The following is an 18,261-nucleotide window of genomic DNA, read 5'->3' on the forward strand; positions in this document are numbered from 1 at the left end:
GTCGGCCTTTCCAGATAGAGTTTGCTCAGGCGTCCCGCTATCGTAATCCGGTAACCCAGAGCCAACGGAGCCGATAATGAGCACGCCAGAAAATAACGATAATACAGCCGCCGCAGGTCAATGCCCTTTTCCTCACGGTGCGGCTGAAGAAAAACGCGTAGAGCAGAGTGGCGCCGACGCCGGTAAATGTCCTTTCCACCATGGTGCCTCAGAAGAGAAGAGTGTGCTGGCGCGCGGCGCGGGGAGCGGCACCTCTAACCGCGACTGGTGGCCCAACATGCTGCGTGTCGATCTGTTAAACCAGCACTCCAGCCGTTCCAGCCCGCTCAGCGACGATTTCAACTACCGCGAAGAATTCAGCAAGCTCGACTACTCCGCCCTGAAAGCGGATATTCGGGCGCTGCTTACCGATTCCCAGTCCTGGTGGCCCGCCGACTGGGGCAGCTATATTGGCCTGTTTATTCGTATGGCGTGGCACAGCGCCGGAACATACCGCACCGTTGACGGGCGCGGTGGCTCAGGTCGCGGCCAGCAGCGCTTTGCACCGCTTAACTCCTGGCCGGATAACGTCAGCCTGGATAAAGCACGCCGTCTGCTGTGGCCAGTGAAACAGAAATATGGTCAGAAAATCTCCTGGGCCGATCTCTATATTCTGGCGGGCAACGTCGCGCTGGAGAACGCAGGCTTCCGTACTTTTGGCTTTGGTGCCGGTCGCGAAGACGTGTGGGAACCGGATATGGACGTGGACTGGGGTAACGAAACCGAATGGCTGGCGCACCGTCATCCGGAAAGCCTGGCTAACGCCCCGCTGGGCGCCACCGAAATGGGGCTGATTTACGTTAACCCGGAAGGGCCGGAAGCGAGCGGTAATCCGGCGTCGGCGGCACCGGCCATTCGCGCCACCTTCGGCAATATGGGCATGAACGACGAAGAGATTGTCGCGCTGATTGCGGGCGGGCATACGCTGGGTAAAACCCACGGTGCGGGCGCTGCCAGCCACCTTGACGTCGATCCGGAAGCCTCGCCGATTGAAGCTCAGGGCTTCGGCTGGCGCAGCAGCTACGGCAGTGGCGCAGGTGCCGACGCCATCACCTCTGGTCTTGAGGTGATCTGGACGCAGACGCCAACCCAGTGGAGCAACTATTTCTTTGAGAACCTGTTCAAATATGAGTGGGTGCAGACGAAAAGCCCGGCGGGTGCGATTCAGTTTGAAGCCAGCAATGCTGACGCAATTATTCCGGATCCCTTTGATCCGGAGAAAAAGCGCAAACCAACCATGCTGGTTACCGATCTGACGCTGCGTTTCGATCCTGAGTTTGAAAAGATCTCACGCCGCTTTCTCAACGATCCGCAGGCGTTCAATGAAGCCTTTGCCCGTGCCTGGTTCAAGCTGACTCACCGCGACATGGGGCCGAAAGCGCGCTACCTGGGGCCGGAAGTGCCGAAGGAAGATCTGCTGTGGCAAGATCCGTTACCGGCAGCCGTTCATCAGCCTGCCGCCAGCGATATCAGCGAGCTGAAAGCCAGCATTGCTGCCTCCGGCCTGAGCGTTAGCCAGCTGGTGTCGGTGGCCTGGGCCTCCGCCTCTACCTTCCGCGGCGGAGACAAACGCGGCGGCGCAAACGGTGCGCGTCTGGCGCTGGCTCCGCAGAATACGTGGGCGGTAAACGCCAGCGTCATCCATGACGTGCTGCCGGTTCTGCAGGCGATTCAGCAGGCCTCTGGCAAAGCGTCACTGGCGGATGTGATTGTGCTGGCGGGGAATGTTGGCGTCGAGATGGCAGCAGCAGCGGCAGGCGTCGCTGTGCAGGTGCCCTTTACGCCGGGTCGCGTCGACGCGCGTCAGGATCAAACCGACAGTGAATCCTTTGCGCTGCTTCAGCCGCTGGCGGATGGGTTCCGTAACTACCGCCGCGTGCAGGGGGGCTCTTCAACCGAAACGCTGCTGCTGGATAAAGCGCAGCAGCTGACGCTGAGCGCGCCGGAGCTGACGGTACTGCTGGGGGGCCTGCGCGTGCTGGGCACTAACTTTGACGGCAGCGATCGCGGCGTCTTTACCGATCGCCCGGGCGTGCTGAGCACAGACTTCTTCGTTAACCTGCTGGATATGCGCACCGCATGGCGCGCGACCGACGAAAGCGAGGAGCTGTTTGAAGGGCGCGACCGTCAGAGCGGCGAAGTGAAATACCACGCCACCCGCGCTGACCTGGTGTTTGGCTCTAACGCTATCCTGCGCGCCCTGGCGGAAGTCTATGCCAGCAGCGATGCGCAACAGAAATTTGTCACCGACTTTGTGGCCGCATGGACCCGGGTCATGAACCTGGATCGTTTCGACCTGTAACGTTGGCGTTAAGATAAAAAAACCGCAGCCCTGTGCTGCGGTTTTTTTTATGGGCAGCGCTCGCCGGGCGATGTCAGCGTAAAACGATCGGCATCGCGCCAGGCTGGAAAGCGCTCGCGATACGCGGTCAGCGCCGCCAGCGAGAGCGTGGCGTCGAGTCGTGCCTGTGCAAAGGGCTCGGCTTCACTGAGGATCTCCCCCTGCGGGGAGATAATCTGGCTGTCGCCGCTGTAGCGGTGCTGGTTGCCGTCGCTGCCCACGCGGTTACAGCCCGCGACATACGCCTGGTTCTCAATGGCACGGGCCAGCAGCAGCGCCTGCCAGTGCAGCGCGCGCGGGGCGGGCCAGTTGGCAACATAAAGCGCCAGATCGTAATCGTTGTTGTTGCGGGCAAAAACCGGGAAGCGCAGGTCGTAGCAAATCTGCGGCAGGATACGCCAGCCGCGCCACTCAATGACCTCGCGCGTCTCACCCGGCAAATAGTGATGATGCTCGTCCGCCATACGAAACAGATGACGCTTGTCATACTGGTGCAGCGTACCGTCTGGCTCTACCAGCAGAAAACGGTTTACCGCGCCGTTTTCCGTCTGAATTGCCGCGCTGCCGCCAGTCATCGCATTGCTTGCCCGGGCGTGCTTGTGCAGCCACGCCACCACCTGCGCCTGAGGCAGCGAGTTTTGCGCCGCTTCCATCGCGAATCCGGTGGTAAACATCTCTGGCAGCACAATCAGATCGCGTCCCGTGATGCCCTCAAGCAGCGTGTCGAAGTGGCGCAGGTTCGCCTCACCATCCATCCAGTGCAGGGTTTCCTGCAACACCGTTATCTTTAAATCTGACATAAGCGCTCCGCAGCGGCGTCGAGCGTCGCCTCCTGTTTGGCAAAACAGAGGCGGATCAGCCTGTGGGGAAAGGGATCTGCACAGAACACCGACAGGGGAATTGCCGCCACGCCGACCTCTTTTGTCAGCCACTGGCAGAAGCTGACGTCGTCAAGATCGGAGATGGCGCTGTAGTCCGCCAGCAGAAAGTAGGTGCCTTCGCACGGCAGTACCTTAAAGCGACTCTTTTCCAGCGCCTGTGCCAGACGGTCACGACGCGCGCGGTAAAAAGCAGGCAGCTCGCGATAATGTTGCGGTGCGTTGCGCAGCATATCGGCAATCGCCAGCTGCGCAGGGGTATTCACCGAAAAGGTCAGATACTGATGCACCTTGCGCAGTTCGGCGCTGATGGCAGCAGGCGCGACGCTGTAGCCTACTTTCCAGCCGGTCATATGGAAGGTTTTGCCAAACGACGAAACGGCCACTGCGCGCGCGCGCAGCTGCGGATGCGCCAGCACGCTGGCGTGGCCCGCCTCGTCGAAGCAGATGTGCTCATAGACTTCGTCGCTCAGCACATAGATCGCCTGCCCGGCAATCGCCTGCCACAGCGCGTCAAAATCTGCTTTGCGCCAGACGGTGGCAGAGGGGTTGTGCGGCGTATTAAGGATCACCAGACGCGTCTTGCTGGAGATCAGGCTGGCGAAGGTCGTCCAGTCCACGCGAAAGCCCGGTGGCTGCAGCGCGATGCGCTTCAGGATGCCGCCCGACAGCTCGACGGCAGGCGCATAGCTGTCATAGCTCGGGTCGAAACAGATCACTTCATCGCCCTGGCGTACCAGCGCGGTGATTGCCGCATAGAGCGCTTCCGTCGCGCCTGCGGTAACGGTGATATCACTGTGTACGTCGGGGCGATAGCCGTAGAGCTCAGCGGTTTTCTCGGCGATTGCCTCGCGCAACGGCAGCGCACCGCTCATCGGCGCGTACTGATTGGCACCCTGGCTGACATGATAAGCCAGACGCTCCTGCAAATAGTGCGGACCGCTGAAGTCGGGAAAACCTTGCGACAGGTTAATGGCGTTATGCTGCTGCGCTAGCGCGCTCATCTGGGTGAAGATCGTGGTGCCGAGAGCGGGCAGTTTGCTCTCCGGCGTCAGGTTGGGCTGCGTCATTGTTAATAGCCTTAAGCGCGAATGTCGTTGCGAAGTAACCCTGTGTTGAAGCCACTATAAACAGGATGTTACTATTTAGCAATCGAGACGCTTAGACGTCTAAAACCTACCTTACAGGATGCCGAAACGCGATGTCTCAACACACTCTGCTCGACCAGCTGGTGGCCGCCTGCCACTGGATTGGTGCCAAAGGCTGGGCACCCGCCACCGGCGGCAATATGTCCGTTCGCGAGGATGCCCGCTTCTGCCTGCTCAGTGAATCGGGCAAGGATAAAGGCAGCCTGACGCGAGACGATTTTATTGAGGTGGAGATAGCCACCAACAGCGTGCCCTCCGGGCGGAAACCCTCAGCGGAAACCGGGCTGCATACCCTGATCTACCGACTGTTTCCCGATGCGGGCGCGGTACTGCATACCCATACGGTCAACGCGACGGTGCTGTCGCGGGTTGAGAAGAGCGGCACGCTGCGGCTGGAGGGCTATGAGATGCAGAAATCGCTGGCGGGCCAGCACAGCCATCTCGACGCCGTGGCGATCCCGGTTTTTGATAATGACCAGGATATTGAGGCGCTGGCGCAGCGTATTGCGGCATATGCGCGAGAAACCCCGTTTCGTTACGGCTTTCTGCTGCGCGGCCACGGGCTGACCTGCTGGGGCAGGGACGTCGCTGAAGCGCGTCGTCATCTGGAAGGTCTGGAATTTTTGTTTGAGTGTGAACGTCAACGTCGCCTGCTGGAGGCCCAATGATCCGCGCCATTGTTACCGATATTGAAGGCACGACCAGCGATATTCGCTTCGTGCATGAGGTGCTGTTTCCCTATGCGCGCGACCATCTCGCCGCCTTTCTTCAGGCGCAGCATCACCACCCGGACGTTAGCGCGGCGCTCGATGCGGTGCGCGCTGAAGCGGGCCAGCCAGAGGCCGATCTTGCTGCCGTGATCGGGATCCTGCTGGGCTTTATGGATGAGGATCGTAAATCCACCGGGCTAAAGGCGCTCCAGGGCATGATCTGGCGCGACGGCTATCTGAACGGCCGGTTTACCGGCCATCTCTATCCGGATGTGCTGCCTGCACTGCGAGCCTGGCATCAGCAGGGCATTCAGCTTTACGTTTATTCTTCCGGTTCGGTAGCGGCGCAAAAACTGTTATTTGGCTACAGTGATGAAGGTGATATTACTGACCTGTTTAGCGGCTATTTTGATACCCACGTGGGGGCCAAGCGCGAGGTAAACGCGTACCGTACTATCGCTGAAAAAACCGGCCTGCCCGCTGAGCAGCTGCTGTTCCTCTCCGACATTCGTCAGGAGCTGGATGCGGCAGCGGAAGCCGGATGGAACACTGTGCAGTTAATTCGCGGCCCCGCTGACAGCGAGAGTCGCCATCATCAGGTGAACACTTTTTCCGGAGTCGTTTTAGCATGAGTGCATTGACCATTTTTACCGATACCGAGGCTACGCTGCCGGTGTGGCAGAGTACCGATGCGGAGATGATCCGTGAACGGCTGAATGCAAAAAATGTGCGCTTTGAACGCTGGGCAGCGGATCGCGATTTAGGTGACAATCCGGAGCCGGCCAGCGTGATTGAAGCCTATCAGCACGCCATCGATCAACTGGTGGCAGAGAAAGGCTATCAGAGCTGGGACGTCATCAGCATGCGCGCCGACAATCCACAGAAAGAAGTACTGCGCGAAAAGTTTCTCTCCGAGCATACGCACGGTGAAGATGAGGTGCGTTTTTTTGTTGAAGGTGCGGGTCTCTTCTGCCTGCATCTGGATGGTCAGGTTTATCAGATCCTGTGTGAGAAAAACGATCTGATCTCCGTGCCTGCCGGAACGCCCCACTGGTTTGATATGGGATCGTCGCCGCACTTCACTGCGATCCGCATTTTTGATAATCAGGAGGGCTGGGTGGCGCACTTTACCGGCGATACCATTGCCGATGCCTATCCGCGCCTGCCCTAGCAGCAAACGGGCGCGCCCGGCGCGCCCGTTTATGGCTGAAAAAAGCCTGCCGCAACCTCTCCAGGCGTGACCACGCCTGTATCCAGTACCCAGCCGCTAATCAACCCCGCAGGCGTTACGTCGAACGCCGGGTTGTACACGGCCGCCGCTTCCGGTGCCCACTGGACGCGGCCAAAGCTGCCCGCTACGCCAGTTACTTCGCTGGCGTCGCGCTGTTCAATAGGAATATCGCCGCCGCTGGCGCAGTGGCGATCCAGCGTGGTATGCGGCGCAGCAACGTAAAACGGAATCTGATGATAATGCGCCAGCACCGCCAGGCTGTAGGTGCCGATCTTGTTCGCCACATCTCCGTTGGCCGCAATGCGATCCGCACCAACCCAGATGGCGTCAACCTGGCCGCTCGCCATCAGGCTGGCCGCCATGGCGTCGGCGATCAGCCGATAGGGGATCGCCAGCTCGCCCAGCTCCCAGGCGGTTAAGCGGCCACCCTGTAATAGCGGGCGCGTCTCATCGACCCAGACGCAGGCCACCTTGCCCTGCTGATGCGCGCGGGCGATGACGCCCAGCGCGGTGCCAACGCCTGCGGTGGCCAGTCCGCCCGTATTGCAGTGGGTCAACAACCGGCTGCCCGGTTTTACCAGCGCGCTACCCGCCTCGGCGATGTTGTCGCACAGCTGGCGATCCTCTTCTACCAGGCGCAGCGCCTCCTGCGACAGCGCGGCGACAAAAGCCTCCTGCGCCAGCGCCACCTTCATGCGGTCCAGGTTATTCATCAGGTTGACCGCCGTCGGACGCGCCGCACGCAGCACCTCCAGCGCCTGCGCCAGTGCATCGCGGGTTGCCCCTTGTTCAGCCAGCAGCGCCAGCAGCAGCGAAGCGGAGAGTCCGATAAGCGGCGCGCCGCGCACGCGCAGGGCGTGAATATGTGCGACGAGCTGCGCGACATCGTGCGCCGGCAGCCAGTTTTTTTGCTGCGGCAGCGCCTGCTGATCGAGGATCCAGAGCTGATTGTCACGAACCTGTAAGCTGGTGGTTTGGAGCGTTTGCATGGTCTGTAAAATCTCTGTTGCGTTGATGTCGCGTATTGTGCCAACATGCGGAACGGATGTATAGACGTCTGAACGGCTTATTACAGTGCCCTGGCGGGTTTCGTTTAAGAGGAATGGCAATGTCGCAATACCGTACGTTCACCGCAGCGGATGCAGTTGAGTATGCCAGAGAGTTTGGCGGCGTGGACGATCCCACTTCGCTGGTTGAAGCGGAAGAAATTGGCGATGGTAACCTCAATCTGGTGTTCAAAATCTTCGACCGTCAGGGTAACAGTCGGGTTATCGTCAAGCAGGCCTTGCCCTACGTGCGCTGCGTTGGCGAGTCCTGGCCGCTGACGCTGGATCGCGCGCGGCTGGAGGCACAAACTCTGGTTGAGCACTATAAATATTGTCCGCAGCATACCGTGAAGGTAACGCACTATGACGAAACGCTGGCGGTGATGGTGATGGAAGATCTCTCCAGCCACCGCATCTGGCGCGGTGAACTGGTCAGAGGCGCGTACTATCCGCAGGCGGCGACCCAGCTGGGCGAATACCTGGCGCAAACGCTGTTTCACACCTCCGATTTCATCCTGCATCCGCACAAGAAAAAAGCGGAGGTGGCGCGCTTTATCAACCCTGAGATGTGCGAGATTACCGAAGACCTGTTCTTTAACGATCCCTACACCCGTCACGAGCGCAACAGCTATCCGCAGGCGCTGGAACCGCTGGCCGCCAGCCTGCGCAGCGACGACGCGCTGAAGATCGCCGTTGCCGGACTGAAGCACCGCTTTTTTGCCCATGCGGAAGCGCTGTTGCACGGTGATATTCACAGCGGCTCACTCTTCGTGGCAGACGGCAGCCTGAAAGCGATTGACGCAGAATTTGGCTATTTTGGCCCAATAGGCTTTGACGTCGGGACGGCGCTGGGCAACCTGCTGATTAATTACTGTGGCCTGCCGGGGCTGCTGGCCACGCGCGAGGCGGCTGAAGGACGCGAGCGACGACTGAACGACGTACGAGAGGTATGGAATACTTTTGCTGCCCGCTTCCTGGCGCTGGCAGAAGAGAAAACCACCGATGTGGCGCTGGCCTACCCGGGCTATGCCCAGGCATTTCTGCGTAAAGTCTGGGCCGATACCCTGGGCTACTGCGGTACCGAACTTATTCGCCGTACCGTTGGGATGTCACACGTTGCCGATATGAAGCTGATTAAGGATGACGCGATGCGCACCGAGTGCATTCGCAGCTGCATCACGCTGGGACGCACGCTGATTCTGGCAGCGGATCATGTAGAGGATGTCGAGGCGCTGATCGCGCGCATTCGACAGGCGGGGTAAGCGCCGCGCCCCAGCCGGTGACGGTAACGCGGGATGGCAGGGGAGAGGAGGTGCGGCCTCGCACCGCAGAAAGCTTAATGTCAGAAGCATCTGGCGCAGCACGTCAGCCTGCTACGGGATGCCCCTCCGCGATAAGAGAGGCATCCGCGCAGGCTCCTGGCGGCTTTCACCGTTGCGCTATGCCGCTTCACTCTCACGTGCCGCCTTTACCGCTGGCTTTTTCACCGGCACCGCCAGCGCATCCGCCTCAAACTCATCGACGTTAATTGCCCGCAGGCGGCTCGCTTCGGCGCGGGTCAGCACATCAGCTTCGGCGGCGTCAATCCAGCCCGCTTTTAATGCCTGCTGCGCCAGCACATCGAGTCGGGTAAAAGAGAAGTGCTGCTTGTGCTGCTTGCAGAGACGATCGTGAATGACCTCTGCTGCCATGACCTCCTGCAACGCCTGTTCGAGCTGGCCTGCCGGGTTGTGCTCACTCGGCGTCAGATACTGGCCGCGTCCCAGGCGGGTACGCGTCGCGGAAGGCAGCTGCAGCAGCTTCGCCAGCTTGTGGTCCAGGCGATCGCTCGGTGCCGGGCAGTGCCTGCCACCGGCAAAAATCATCAGGCGCAGCGCGCCGGCCACCAGCGGATTCGGGAAGTTGCGCAGCAGATCGTCAGTCGCCTGCTCAGCCTGATGCAGCGCATCCTGCACGCCCCAGTGCACCAGCGGCAGATCCGCCTCGTGACGCCCTTCATCGTCATAGCGTTTCAGCGTGGCAGAGGCGAGATAGAGCTGGCTCAGCACATCACCCAGGCGGGCCGAAATGCGCTCGCGGCGTTTCAGGCTGCCGCCCAGAACGGCCATTGACACGTCCGCCAGCAGCGCCAGATTCGCGCTCAGCCGGTTAAGGTGCTGGTAATAACGACGCGTCACGTCGCGCGTGGGTGACGCGCTGGTGCGTCCCGCCGTCAGGCCAAGCCACAGGCTGCGTACCGCGTTGCTGCCGACGTAGCCAACATGGCTGAACAGGGCGCGGTCAAATGCATTAAGATCGTGGCTGGCTGCGGCCGCCATCTCTTTCAGCACGAACGGATGACAGCGAATGGCACCCTGACCAAAGATAATCATGCTGCGCGTGAGGATATTGGCTCCCTCTACAGTGATAGCGATAGGCGCGCCCTGATAGGCTCGGGCAAGGAAGTTGCTGCTGCCAAGCATAATGCCTTTGCCGCCTGCGATATCCATTGCATCCACAATGGCACGCTGGCCGCGATGGGTGCAGTGATACTTCACAATGGCTGACAGCACCGCTGGTTTTTCACCCTGCATAATGCCGGTGGTGATCAGGGTAGCGGCGGCATCCATCACATAGGCGTTACCGGCGATGCGCGCCAGCGGCTCTTCGATCCCTTCCATCTTGCCAATAGAGACTTTGAACTGGCGACGGATATGCGCATACGCGCCAGTCGCCAGCGCCAGGCTCTTCAGACTACCAGTGGAGTTAGAGGGCAGGGTAATGCCGCGTCCAACCGAGAGACACTCGACCAGCATGCGCCAGCCCTGACCTGCCATCTGTGGTCCACCAATAATAAAATCGATGGGCACAAAGATATCGTTGCCGCGCGTCGGGCCGTTCTGGAACGGCACATTAAGCGGAAAATGACGTTTGCCAATTTCAACGCCGGGCGTGCTGGTTGGGATGAGCGCGCAGGTAATGCCCAGCGACTCGGTGTCACCCAGCAGATGGTCAGGATCGGAGAGCTTGAAAGCCAGGCCCAGCACGGTGGCCACCGGCGCCAGCGTAATGTAGCGTTTGTTCCAGGTCAGGCGCATACCCAGCACCTGTTCACCCTGCCACTCGCCCATACAGACTACGCCCGTGTCTGGAATCGATCCGGCGTCGGAGCCTGCTTCCGGGCTGGTCAGGGCAAAGCAGGGGATATCGTCACCGCGTGCCAGACGCGGCAGGTAGTGATCTTTCTGTTCGTCGGTGCCGTAATGTTGCAGCAGTTCACCCGGGCCGAGCGAGTTAGGCACGCCCACGGTAATCGCCAGAATGCCTGACACGCCCGCCAGCTTTTGCAGGACGCGAGCCTGCGCGTAGGCAGAAAACTCCAGCCCGCCATACTCCTTCTTGATGATCATGGCGAAGAAGCGCTGCTCTTTCAGATAGGCCCAGAGCGCCGGCGGCAGATCGGCCATCTCATGGGTAATTTCAAAGTCGTTAGCCATGCGGCAGGCTTCTTCAACCGGGCCATCGAGAAAGGCCTGCTCTTCCGGCGTCAGTCGCGGCTGCGGATAGTTGTGCAGTTTCTGCCAGTCGGGTTTACCCTGAAACAGATCGCCCTCCCACCAGGTGGTCCCGGCATCAATCGCTTCTTTTTCTGTACGCGACATTGGCGGCATCACCTGCTGAAAGCGTTGCAGCATCGGCTGCGAAAACAGGGCACGGCGCAGGGCAGGCAGATTGAAAGGCAGCAGGATAATGGCCAGCGGCAGCAGCAGCCAGGGCGTCCAGACGTTCGCTACTGACCAGGCAAGCGTCCACAGCAGCAGAATGGCGCTGCTCATCGCCAGCGAGATGCGGTGATAAAACAGGGCGCTGATCAATACCAGCGTCGCGAGGATCGACACAACCATCATAATCACAGCTCCGTAGTAGTAAGAGGTCTGACCTGTTATAGGTAGAGATGTATGCCACTGGCTGATAATTAGCAATTCGTTTACATCACAATTACAACCTTACTCACAAAAACGGGGCTTTCCGCGCGGCGCACGGGCTGGCTTTCGCGCGGCCTGTGCTTTGCGGCAACTCGCCATTCCGTTAAACTTGCAGGGTCACTCTTTTACTAACAAGGACATCCCTATGTACCAGGACATCATTCGCTCTGAGCTGAATGAAGCAGCGGATACGCTGAATAAATTCCTTAGCGACGAGGCGAACATTCATGCTATTCAGCGCGCGGCTGTGCTGCTGGCCGACAGCTTCAAGGCAGGAGGCAAAGTGCTCTCCTGCGGCAACGGCGGTTCCCACTGCGACGCGATGCATTTTGCGGAAGAGCTGACCGGACGCTATCGCGAAAACCGTCCAGGTTACCCGGCCATTGCCATCTCGGATGTCAGCCATCTCTCCTGCGTCAGCAACGATTTCGGCTATGACTACGTTTTCTCGCGCTATATCGAAGCGGTGGGCCGCCCGGGCGACGTGCTGCTGGGGCTGTCGACCTCTGGTAACTCAGCCAATATCATTAAGGCCATTGAGGCGGCGCGCGCGCAGGGGATGAAAGTCATTACCCTGACCGGCAAAGACGGCGGCAAAATGGCTGGCTCTGCGGATATCGAGATTCGCGTTCCGCACTTTGGCTATGCTGACCGCATTCAGGAGATCCACATCAAGGTGATCCATATCCTGATGCTCTTGATTGAAAAAGAGATGGTGAAGTAATAAGGCTGGCCGCCGGCGAGAACCCAGGCGGCATTTCTGACTAAGGCGGTAGCTATGTGCGAATTGCTCGGGATGAGCGCTAACGTTCCAACCGATATCTGTTTCAGTTTTACCGGCCTGGTGCAGCGCGGCGGTGGAACCGGGCCGCATAAAGATGGCTGGGGCATCACCTTTTATGAGGACAGAGGATGCCGCACCTTTAAAGATCCGCTACCGAGCTACAACTCGCCGATTGCGCGTCTGGTGCAGGAGTACCCCATCAAGTCCCAGTCGGTGGTGGCGCATATCCGCCAGGCAAATCGCGGGCCGGTGTCACTGGAAAATACCCACCCGTTTACCCGCGAACTCTGGGGACGCAACTGGACCTATGCACATAATGGCCAGCTGAAGGGCTATCGCCAGCTGGAAACTGGCCATTTTCGCCCGGTGGGAGAAACCGACAGCGAGAAGGCGTTTTGCTGGATCCTGCACAAGCTCGCCATGCGCTATCCGCGCACGCCCGCTAACTGGCCTGCGGTGTTTCGCTACGTGGCCGAACTGGCGTCTGAACTGCGGCAGAAGGGCGTATTTAATATGCTGCTGTCCGATGGCCGCTACCTGATGGCGTTCTGCTCGACCAATCTTTACTGGATCACGCGCCGCGCACCGTTCGGCAAAGCGCAGCTGCTGGATCAGGACGTGGAGATTGATTTCCAGCAGCACACCAGCGCCAATGATGTGGTGACGGTGATTGCGACGCAGCCGCTGACGGGAAATGAAACCTGGCACCGCATCGTGCCAGGCGAGTGGGCGTTATTCTGCCTTGGAGAGCGCCAGGAATGATTTAGACGCCGCCTCGGGATTGACCATGACCGGGCTGCTGCTGTTCATCACATAGCTGCCGCTGGTCACGTTAATCGTTGGCGGCTGACGATATTTGGCAAAGTAGGCATAGCCAGGCTGCAGCTCGCGCCAGAAGCTGGCATAGGTCGAGTAGCGATGGCGCTGCATATTACTGTCGGTCATGCGGAACGGGAAGATGCTGATGTTCACCTCTGACTGGCCGTTGCGCAGCGCCGCGTTCACATAGGTAAAGATCTCGTCCATATAGGCGTCGGTCATGGCATAGCAGCCAATCGATTTGCAGTCGCCGTGGATCATCAGATAGGCACCGGTATAGGCGTGTTCGCGGTCATACTGGTTCGGGAAACCCACATTGATTGCGCGATAAAAGCGGCTGTCCGGCTTAAGCTGATTTAGCCTGACGCTGTAAAATCCTTCCGGGCTTTTGAAGTCACCTTCCCGACGTTTCGGACCAAGACCGCCGGAAAAGTTACAGATGCGATAGGCATCCAGCAGGCGGAATTCGTTGCCGATTTTGCCATACAGCTCAAGCGTGCGTTCTTCCTTGAAGATCTGAATATAAACCGGCGTACCCAGTAACTGTTTCTTTAATTCTTTACTCACCGGCGTCGACGACTGCGTCGGTTCGGGAGTCATTGCCATGCTGAGGGCTGGCATCAAAATCATCGCAAACAGAAGTGCGATTTTGCCCATGCTGTGTGTACCTTGAGTGAGGAAGAACGGTGACGCGAAACGCGTCTCAGACTTGCATTATCGGAAAATTCCGCTACAGCAGCGCAACATTAGCATTGTCTGTTTTTTTATCAAGACGCCACCTGCTAAATTCGCGCTTTACTGAATCATTAACGACCAAAAATTTGTAAACTTTGGTCATGCTGTGCCATACCGTTTTACCTTGTTGCCACTGGACGCTTTGGCATCTGTACATCTATACAGTATCATCAGGCGTGGCGAAAACGGATGGTGAGCGAGCGTGAAAATCATACATGTCGATATGGACTGCTTCTATGCAGCGGTAGAGATGCGCGACAACCCGGCGTTGCGTGATATCCCCATTGCTATTGGCGGTAGCCGTGAGCGGCGCGGCGTGATCAGCACGGCGAACTATCCGGCACGCAAATATGGCGTACGCAGTGCCATGCCGACCGCCACGGCGCTCAAGCTCTGCCCGCACCTTAAGCTGCTGCCGGGGCGTTTTGACGCCTACAAAGAAGCGTCACAGCAGATCCGCGATGTTTTTCTGCGCTATACCCCGCTTATTGAACCGCTGTCGCTGGATGAAGCCTATCTGGATGTTACTGACAGCAAGCACTGTCATGGCTCGGCCACGCTGATCGCCCGCGATATTCGGGAGGCGATTTTTCAGGAGACCGGGCTGACCGCCTCCGCAGGCGTCGCCCCCATTAAGTTTCTCGCCAAAATCGCCTCCGATCTCAACAAGCCGAACGGGCAGTACGTGATTACGCCGCAGGAGATGCCCGGCTTTCTGCTGTCGCTGCCGCTGGCGAAAATTCCGGGCGTGGGCAAGGTGGCAACGAAAAAGCTGGAGGAGATGGGACTCTATACCTGTGCTGACGTGCAGAAAACGGATGTGGCGCAGTTGCTCAAGCGCTTTGGCAAGTTTGGTCGAGTGCTGTGGGAGCGCAGCCACGGTATTGATGAGCGTGGCGTGGTGGTTGAGCGCGAACGTAAATCCGTCGGCGTCGAACGCACGCTGGCGGAGGATATTCACAGCTGGGAAGCCTGCCTGGAGATTATCGATTTTCTCTATGCAGAACTGGAGCGCCGTTTGACGCAGGTGCGGCCTGACAGGCAGATTGCGCGGCAGGGGGTCAAACTCAAGTTCAACGATTTTCAGCTTACCACCCAGGAACATATCTGGCCGGAGCTGAACAAAGAGGATCTGATTGCGGTGGCGCGCAAGACGTGGGATGAGCGGCGCGCCGGGCGCGGCGTTCGGCTGGTGGGACTTCACGTGACCCTGATCGACCCCCAGCTTGAACGGCAACTGCTGCTGGGGCTGTAGCCAGAGGAGCAACCGAATTGCCGTTTTGCCGATCGGCAGCAGCGCCTGAAGGCAGGCCGCCGGGGTTGAACGGCAACGCGTTCCGCACAGAGGGGGCAGAACGCGCGCGCATCAAGGCCGTGTGCCAGGCGCCTGCTCAGGTGCCTGGCTAAAGGATGGCTTAAGGGGCTGGATAGGTGTAGCGGCGGTGAATCGTTTCCAGCGCTTCCAGCACTTCAGCATCCAGCGTCAGATTGAAGCTGTCGATATTGATCTTCAGCTGCTCAATGGTCGTGGCGCCCAGCAGGGTACTGGCAACAAACGGCTGCTGGCGCACGTAGGCCAGCGCCATCTGAGAGGGATCCAGCTGGTGCTTCTGCGCCAGGGCGACATATTCCGCAATCGCCTGCTGCGACTGCTCGCCGCTGTAGCGCGTAAAGCGGCTAAACAGGGTATTGCGCGCCCCTGCCGGTTTTGCACCGTTCAGGTATTTACCGCTCAGCGTACCGAAAGCCAGACTGGAGTAAGCCAGCAGTTCGACCCCTTCATGCTGACTGATCTCCGCCAGGCCCACCTCGAAGCTGCGGTTCAGCAGGCTGTAGGGATTCTGAATAGTGACGATGCGCGGCAGCTCATGTTTCTCCGCCAGCTGTAAATAGCGCATCACCCCCCAGGCCGTTTCGTTCGACACCCCAATATAGCGAATCTTACCGGCACGCACCTGCTCGGCCAGTGCTTCCAGCGTCTCCAGCAGCGTAACCGGCACGCTGTTCTCGCTGTACTGGTAGCCCAGCTTGCCAAAGTAGTTGGTCTGGCGCTGCGGCCAGTGCAGCTGATAGAGATCGAGATAGTCGGTATTCAGACGCTTCAGGCTGGCGTCCAGCGCTTCGCGGATGTTTTTGCGATCCAGTGCCTGGTTGGGACGAATAGAGGCGTCCGCGCCGCGTACCGGCCCAGACACCTTGCTGGCAAGAATAACTTTGTCGCGGCTGCCGCGCGTTTTCAGCCAGCTACCGATGTACTGTTCAGTCAGACCCTGGGTCTCCGGGCGCGGCGGCACCGGATACATTTCAGCGGTATCAATAAAGTTAATGCCGCTGGCGATGGCGAAATCGAGTTGCGCGTGGGCGTCGGCTTCGCTGTTCTGCTCACCAAACGTCATGGTTCCCAGTCCCAGCTGACTCACTTCCAGCGTACTATGTGGGATGCGGTGATAGTGCATAGCCGTCTTCCTTATTTTTAGGGAATGTAAGTGTGTCGCCTGGGACTATAACGCGTGAATCAGCGGGGAAGGAAGTGGGGAAAATCGGGGAAATCACCTGTCCGGGAAAATCGCAGGGCAGGTGACTTAAAAAGGCACTTAACGCTCAATAATGGTCGACACCTCGTCGCCATTGATCTGTACTTCATGGCCTGACTGGTCAGTATACTTCACCAGGCCTGTTTCCTTGTCTATGGTCGGCTTGCCTTCCGTCATGATCATCTGTCCATCTTTGGTCGCCATAACGTAATCTGAACTGCATCCGCTCAGGGTTACGGCGGCTAACATCAATGCTACCACGCTTGCCAACTCTCTCATCACGCCTGTTCCTCTCACTCCTGTCAGCCGGTAAAACTGTGCATTTTGCGCTCAGGCACAGCATCAACTGCAAAAAGTGTAGTAATAAATCCTTTTAGCGCTTTGCGTTATCGCATGATTCCGAAAATAAAAGGGCGGCCCCTGGCCGCCCTTGACTTTTTACGCCGCGTTTTTCTTGCTGCGCATCAGGTTTAAACACTCAACGGCCATGGAGAAGAACATGGCAAAATAGATGTAACCTTTTGGTACATGCACCGCAAAGCTTTCCAGAATAAGGGTAAAGCCGACCAGAATCAGGAAAGAGAGCGCCAGCATTTTAATCGACGGATGGCGATCGACGAACTCGCCAATGGCGCGTGCGGCGAACATCATCATCAGTACCGCAATCACCACTGCGGCCATCATAATAAACAGATGATCGGAGAGGCCCACGGCGGTGATCACCGAATCCAGGCTAAAAATAATATCCAGCAGCATGATCTGCACAATTGCACCGAAGAAAGAGTGAACGTTAGATTTATGCTCCTCTTCGCCGCCTTCGATGGTTTCGTGGATCTCCATGCTCGACTTCCACAGCAGGAACAGGCCACCGCCCAGCAGGATGAGATCGCGCCATGAAAAGGCGTGGTCAAACAACGTAAACAGCGGGTTAGTCAGGCGTGCGACCCAGGCAATCGAGGCCAGCAGGCCAAGACGCATCAGCATGGCGCCCATCAGGCCGAGGCGGCGAGCGCTGGCCTGTTGATGTTTCGGCAGTTTTGCGACAACCAGCGACAGAAAAATGATGTTATCAATGCCCAGAACCACTTCAAGGATGGTCAGCGTACCCAGTGCCAGCCAGGCATTGGGATCGGTTATCCACTCAAACATGCTCACTCTCAATCTTAAACGAAAAGTAAACGGCGATTATACGCACTTAAAGTAAAAAGTGACGCGCCAGCAGAGGGGCAGTAAAGCTTTTCTTTAAATAAAAGCCGCGCGGCAGCGTCATAATCGGCTCGCCATGCTCACCGATACCTTCCGTCAGTGCCCGACTGTTGGCGGCTTTTGGCCGGATTTGTAGCCAGGCGCCGTGACGAGCGGTAATGCGCTCCACCTGGCCCAGTACAATCATATCCATTAGCTCTTCCCAGTCCTGACGCAGCCTGCGCTCTTCCTCTTCGTTCGGACGCCAGAGCAGCGGCGCGCCGACGCGACGCTGTGCCAGAGGAATAGCGCGATCGCCCTCTACCGGTATCCACAGCACGCGTGCCAGCTTATGACGCACATGGCTGGTTTCCCAGGTGACGCCGCTATTGCCCGTCAGCGGTGCCACGCAAACAAAGGTGGTTTCCAGCGGCTTACCCTGGGCATCAACAGGAATGGTCTTTAGCTCAATGCCAAGATGAGCGAAATCCTGCTCTGCTTTACTGCCTGCACTGGCACCCAGATAGCGTTCCAGCAGCATTCCTACCCAGCCCTTATCGCGCCGGAGATCGGCTGGCATCGGTAATCCGGCCTGGCTGGCAAGCTCTTCCAGCGTCTGACCCGCCAGCGCATGGGCGCGCGACAGGAGTATCGCTTCATTTTCGGGCGGAGCAGGGAGGAAATTCATCTCAGTAACCCAGTGGTTAAATTTTGTGCGATTTTTTCTCCCGACCTCTTTTCCACAGCGGGGTCTGGAGAGAGAAAACAGATAATAGCATGATTGATCATGCTTTTTTAATGGCAGGTCAGACAGACGACAGCGTCAAAGTCAGGGTTATCCCGGAT

At 58.4% G+C, this 18,261-nt stretch carries 17 protein-coding genes; 8 read left to right on the forward strand and 9 right to left on the reverse strand.

The window, feature by feature from the left end; genetic code table 11:
- Nucleotides 1–76 precede the first annotated feature (76 nt).
- Nucleotides 77–2,341 (forward strand): catalase/peroxidase HPI, encoded by a 2,265-nt coding sequence (gene katG, locus HP564_RS08560; protein WP_371242072.1) that lies wholly within the window; start codon nt 77–79, stop codon nt 2,339–2,341.
- Between the two features lie 47 nt (nt 2,342–2,388).
- Here katG and HP564_RS08565 read toward each other — a convergent pair whose 3' ends face one another.
- Together HP564_RS08565 and HP564_RS08570 are read right to left on the reverse strand one after the other, a co-directional pair.
- Nucleotides 2,389–3,180, reverse strand: a complete 792-nt coding sequence (locus HP564_RS08565) for an amidohydrolase (RefSeq protein ID WP_371242074.1) — start codon at nt 3,178–3,180, stop codon at nt 2,389–2,391.
- Nucleotides 3,168–4,328, reverse strand: coding sequence for a pyridoxal phosphate-dependent aminotransferase (locus HP564_RS08570; protein WP_371242076.1), 1,161 nt, complete (start codon nt 4,326–4,328; stop codon nt 3,168–3,170). Before HP564_RS08570 ends, HP564_RS08565 begins: the two co-directional genes overlap by 13 nt.
- 131 nt (nt 4,329–4,459) lie before the next feature.
- Here HP564_RS08570 and HP564_RS08575 point away from each other — a divergent pair, with 131 nt between their 5' ends.
- Genes HP564_RS08575 through HP564_RS08585 form a run of 3 tightly spaced genes read left to right on the forward strand, consistent with a single transcriptional unit; the run spans nt 4,460 to nt 6,287 of the window.
- The gene (locus HP564_RS08575) at nt 4,460–5,074 is read left to right on the forward strand and encodes a methylthioribulose 1-phosphate dehydratase (RefSeq protein WP_371242078.1); all 615 of its coding nucleotides are present in this window, start codon (nt 4,460–4,462) and stop codon (nt 5,072–5,074) included.
- Nucleotides 5,071–5,748: an acireductone synthase gene (gene mtnC / locus HP564_RS08580; protein ID WP_371242080.1), complete on the forward strand. Its 678-nt coding sequence runs from the start codon at nt 5,071–5,073 to the stop codon at nt 5,746–5,748. The genes HP564_RS08575 and mtnC overlap by 4 nt, the downstream gene beginning before the upstream one ends.
- Nucleotides 5,745–6,287 (forward strand): acireductone dioxygenase, encoded by a 543-nt coding sequence (locus tag HP564_RS08585; protein WP_371242082.1) that lies wholly within the window; start codon nt 5,745–5,747, stop codon nt 6,285–6,287. Before mtnC ends, HP564_RS08585 begins: the two co-directional genes overlap by 4 nt.
- A gap of 29 nt (nt 6,288–6,316) precedes the next feature.
- Here HP564_RS08585 and mtnA read toward each other — a convergent pair whose 3' ends face one another.
- Nucleotides 6,317–7,336, reverse strand: a complete 1,020-nt coding sequence (gene mtnA / locus HP564_RS08590; RefSeq protein WP_371242084.1) for an S-methyl-5-thioribose-1-phosphate isomerase — start codon at nt 7,334–7,336, stop codon at nt 6,317–6,319.
- A 119-nt stretch (nt 7,337–7,455) separates the two neighbouring features.
- Here mtnA and mtnK point away from each other — a divergent pair, with 119 nt between their 5' ends.
- On the forward strand, nt 7,456–8,655 hold the full coding sequence (gene mtnK, locus HP564_RS08595; RefSeq protein WP_371242086.1) for an S-methyl-5-thioribose kinase: 1,200 nt from the start codon (nt 7,456–7,458) through the stop codon (nt 8,653–8,655).
- A gap of 177 nt (nt 8,656–8,832) precedes the next feature.
- Here the strand turns inward: mtnK and fadE are convergent, their stop codons facing one another.
- Nucleotides 8,833–11,280, reverse strand: a complete 2,448-nt coding sequence (gene fadE, locus HP564_RS08600) for an acyl-CoA dehydrogenase FadE (RefSeq protein ID WP_371242088.1) — start codon at nt 11,278–11,280, stop codon at nt 8,833–8,835.
- Between the two features lie 223 nt (nt 11,281–11,503).
- Here fadE and lpcA point away from each other — a divergent pair, with 223 nt between their 5' ends.
- Nucleotides 11,504–12,082, forward strand: a complete 579-nt coding sequence (lpcA, locus tag HP564_RS08605; RefSeq protein WP_371242090.1) for a D-sedoheptulose 7-phosphate isomerase — start codon at nt 11,504–11,506, stop codon at nt 12,080–12,082.
- A gap of 54 nt (nt 12,083–12,136) precedes the next feature.
- Nucleotides 12,137–12,904 carry a class II glutamine amidotransferase gene (locus HP564_RS08610; protein WP_371242092.1) on the forward strand — a complete coding sequence of 256 codons (768 nt, stop codon included), beginning with the start codon at nt 12,137–12,139 and terminating at the stop codon, nt 12,902–12,904.
- On the opposite strand, the gene dpaA is transcribed toward HP564_RS08610, so the two are convergent.
- Nucleotides 12,875–13,618, reverse strand: a complete 744-nt coding sequence (gene dpaA / locus HP564_RS08615) for a peptidoglycan meso-diaminopimelic acid protein amidase (RefSeq protein WP_371242094.1) — start codon at nt 13,616–13,618, stop codon at nt 12,875–12,877. The genes HP564_RS08610 and dpaA overlap by 30 nt on opposite strands.
- A gap of 280 nt (nt 13,619–13,898) precedes the next feature.
- Between dpaA and dinB the strand changes: the two genes are divergently transcribed.
- Nucleotides 13,899–14,951 (forward strand): DNA polymerase IV, encoded by a 1,053-nt coding sequence (gene dinB / locus HP564_RS08620; protein WP_371242096.1) that lies wholly within the window; start codon nt 13,899–13,901, stop codon nt 14,949–14,951.
- 160 nt (nt 14,952–15,111) lie between these two features.
- Here dinB and HP564_RS08625 read toward each other — a convergent pair whose 3' ends face one another.
- The 4 genes from HP564_RS08625 to mutH form a co-directional block, all read right to left on the reverse strand.
- Nucleotides 15,112–16,152, reverse strand: a complete 1,041-nt coding sequence (locus tag HP564_RS08625; protein ID WP_371242098.1) for an NADP(H)-dependent aldo-keto reductase — start codon at nt 16,150–16,152, stop codon at nt 15,112–15,114.
- A 138-nt stretch (nt 16,153–16,290) separates the two neighbouring features.
- Entirely contained in the window at nt 16,291–16,509 is a 219-nt protein-coding gene (locus HP564_RS08630) for a YgdI/YgdR family lipoprotein (RefSeq protein WP_371242100.1), read from the reverse strand.
- A 159-nt stretch (nt 16,510–16,668) separates the two neighbouring features.
- Entirely contained in the window at nt 16,669–17,379 is a 711-nt protein-coding gene (locus tag HP564_RS08635; RefSeq protein WP_371242102.1) for a TerC family protein, read from the reverse strand.
- Nucleotides 17,380–17,425: 46 nt separating this feature from the next.
- A complete protein-coding gene (gene mutH, locus HP564_RS08640) occupies nt 17,426–18,103 on the reverse strand; it encodes a DNA mismatch repair endonuclease MutH (protein ID WP_371242104.1) in 678 nt (225 codons plus the stop codon).
- Nucleotides 18,104–18,261 lie beyond the last annotated feature (158 nt).

It is taken from the genome of Pantoea sp. KPR_PJ, from assembly GCF_041386365.1.
Lineage (GTDB): Bacteria > Pseudomonadota > Gammaproteobacteria > Enterobacterales > Enterobacteriaceae > Pantoea.

What these genes read in the sequence shown, in the direction of transcription:
- katG (WP_371242072.1), top strand. Translation starts at nt 77, where the DNA reads ATGAGCACGCCAGAAAATAACGATAATACAGCCGCCGCAGGTCAATGC.
- HP564_RS08565 (WP_371242074.1), bottom strand. Translation starts at nt 3,180, where the DNA reads ATGTCAGATTTAAAGATAACGGTGTTGCAGGAAACCCTGCACTGGATG.
- HP564_RS08570 (WP_371242076.1), bottom strand. Translation starts at nt 4,328, where the DNA reads ATGACGCAGCCCAACCTGACGCCGGAGAGCAAACTGCCCGCTCTCGGC.
- HP564_RS08575 (WP_371242078.1), top strand. Translation starts at nt 4,460, where the DNA reads ATGTCTCAACACACTCTGCTCGACCAGCTGGTGGCCGCCTGCCACTGG.
- mtnC (WP_371242080.1), top strand. Translation starts at nt 5,071, where the DNA reads ATGATCCGCGCCATTGTTACCGATATTGAAGGCACGACCAGCGATATT.
- HP564_RS08585 (WP_371242082.1), top strand. Translation starts at nt 5,745, where the DNA reads ATGAGTGCATTGACCATTTTTACCGATACCGAGGCTACGCTGCCGGTG.
- mtnA (WP_371242084.1), bottom strand. Translation starts at nt 7,336, where the DNA reads ATGCAAACGCTCCAAACCACCAGCTTACAGGTTCGTGACAATCAGCTC.
- mtnK (WP_371242086.1), top strand. Translation starts at nt 7,456, where the DNA reads ATGTCGCAATACCGTACGTTCACCGCAGCGGATGCAGTTGAGTATGCC.
- fadE (WP_371242088.1), bottom strand. Translation starts at nt 11,280, where the DNA reads ATGATGGTTGTGTCGATCCTCGCGACGCTGGTATTGATCAGCGCCCTG.
- lpcA (WP_371242090.1), top strand. Translation starts at nt 11,504, where the DNA reads ATGTACCAGGACATCATTCGCTCTGAGCTGAATGAAGCAGCGGATACG.
- HP564_RS08610 (WP_371242092.1), top strand. Translation starts at nt 12,137, where the DNA reads ATGTGCGAATTGCTCGGGATGAGCGCTAACGTTCCAACCGATATCTGT.
- dpaA (WP_371242094.1), bottom strand. Translation starts at nt 13,618, where the DNA reads ATGGGCAAAATCGCACTTCTGTTTGCGATGATTTTGATGCCAGCCCTC.
- HP564_RS08625 (WP_371242098.1), bottom strand. Translation starts at nt 16,152, where the DNA reads ATGCACTATCACCGCATCCCACATAGTACGCTGGAAGTGAGTCAGCTG.
- HP564_RS08630 (WP_371242100.1), bottom strand. Translation starts at nt 16,509, where the DNA reads ATGAGAGAGTTGGCAAGCGTGGTAGCATTGATGTTAGCCGCCGTAACC.
- HP564_RS08635 (WP_371242102.1), bottom strand. Translation starts at nt 17,379, where the DNA reads ATGTTTGAGTGGATAACCGATCCCAATGCCTGGCTGGCACTGGGTACG.
- mutH (WP_371242104.1), bottom strand. Translation starts at nt 18,103, where the DNA reads ATGAATTTCCTCCCTGCTCCGCCCGAAAATGAAGCGATACTCCTGTCG.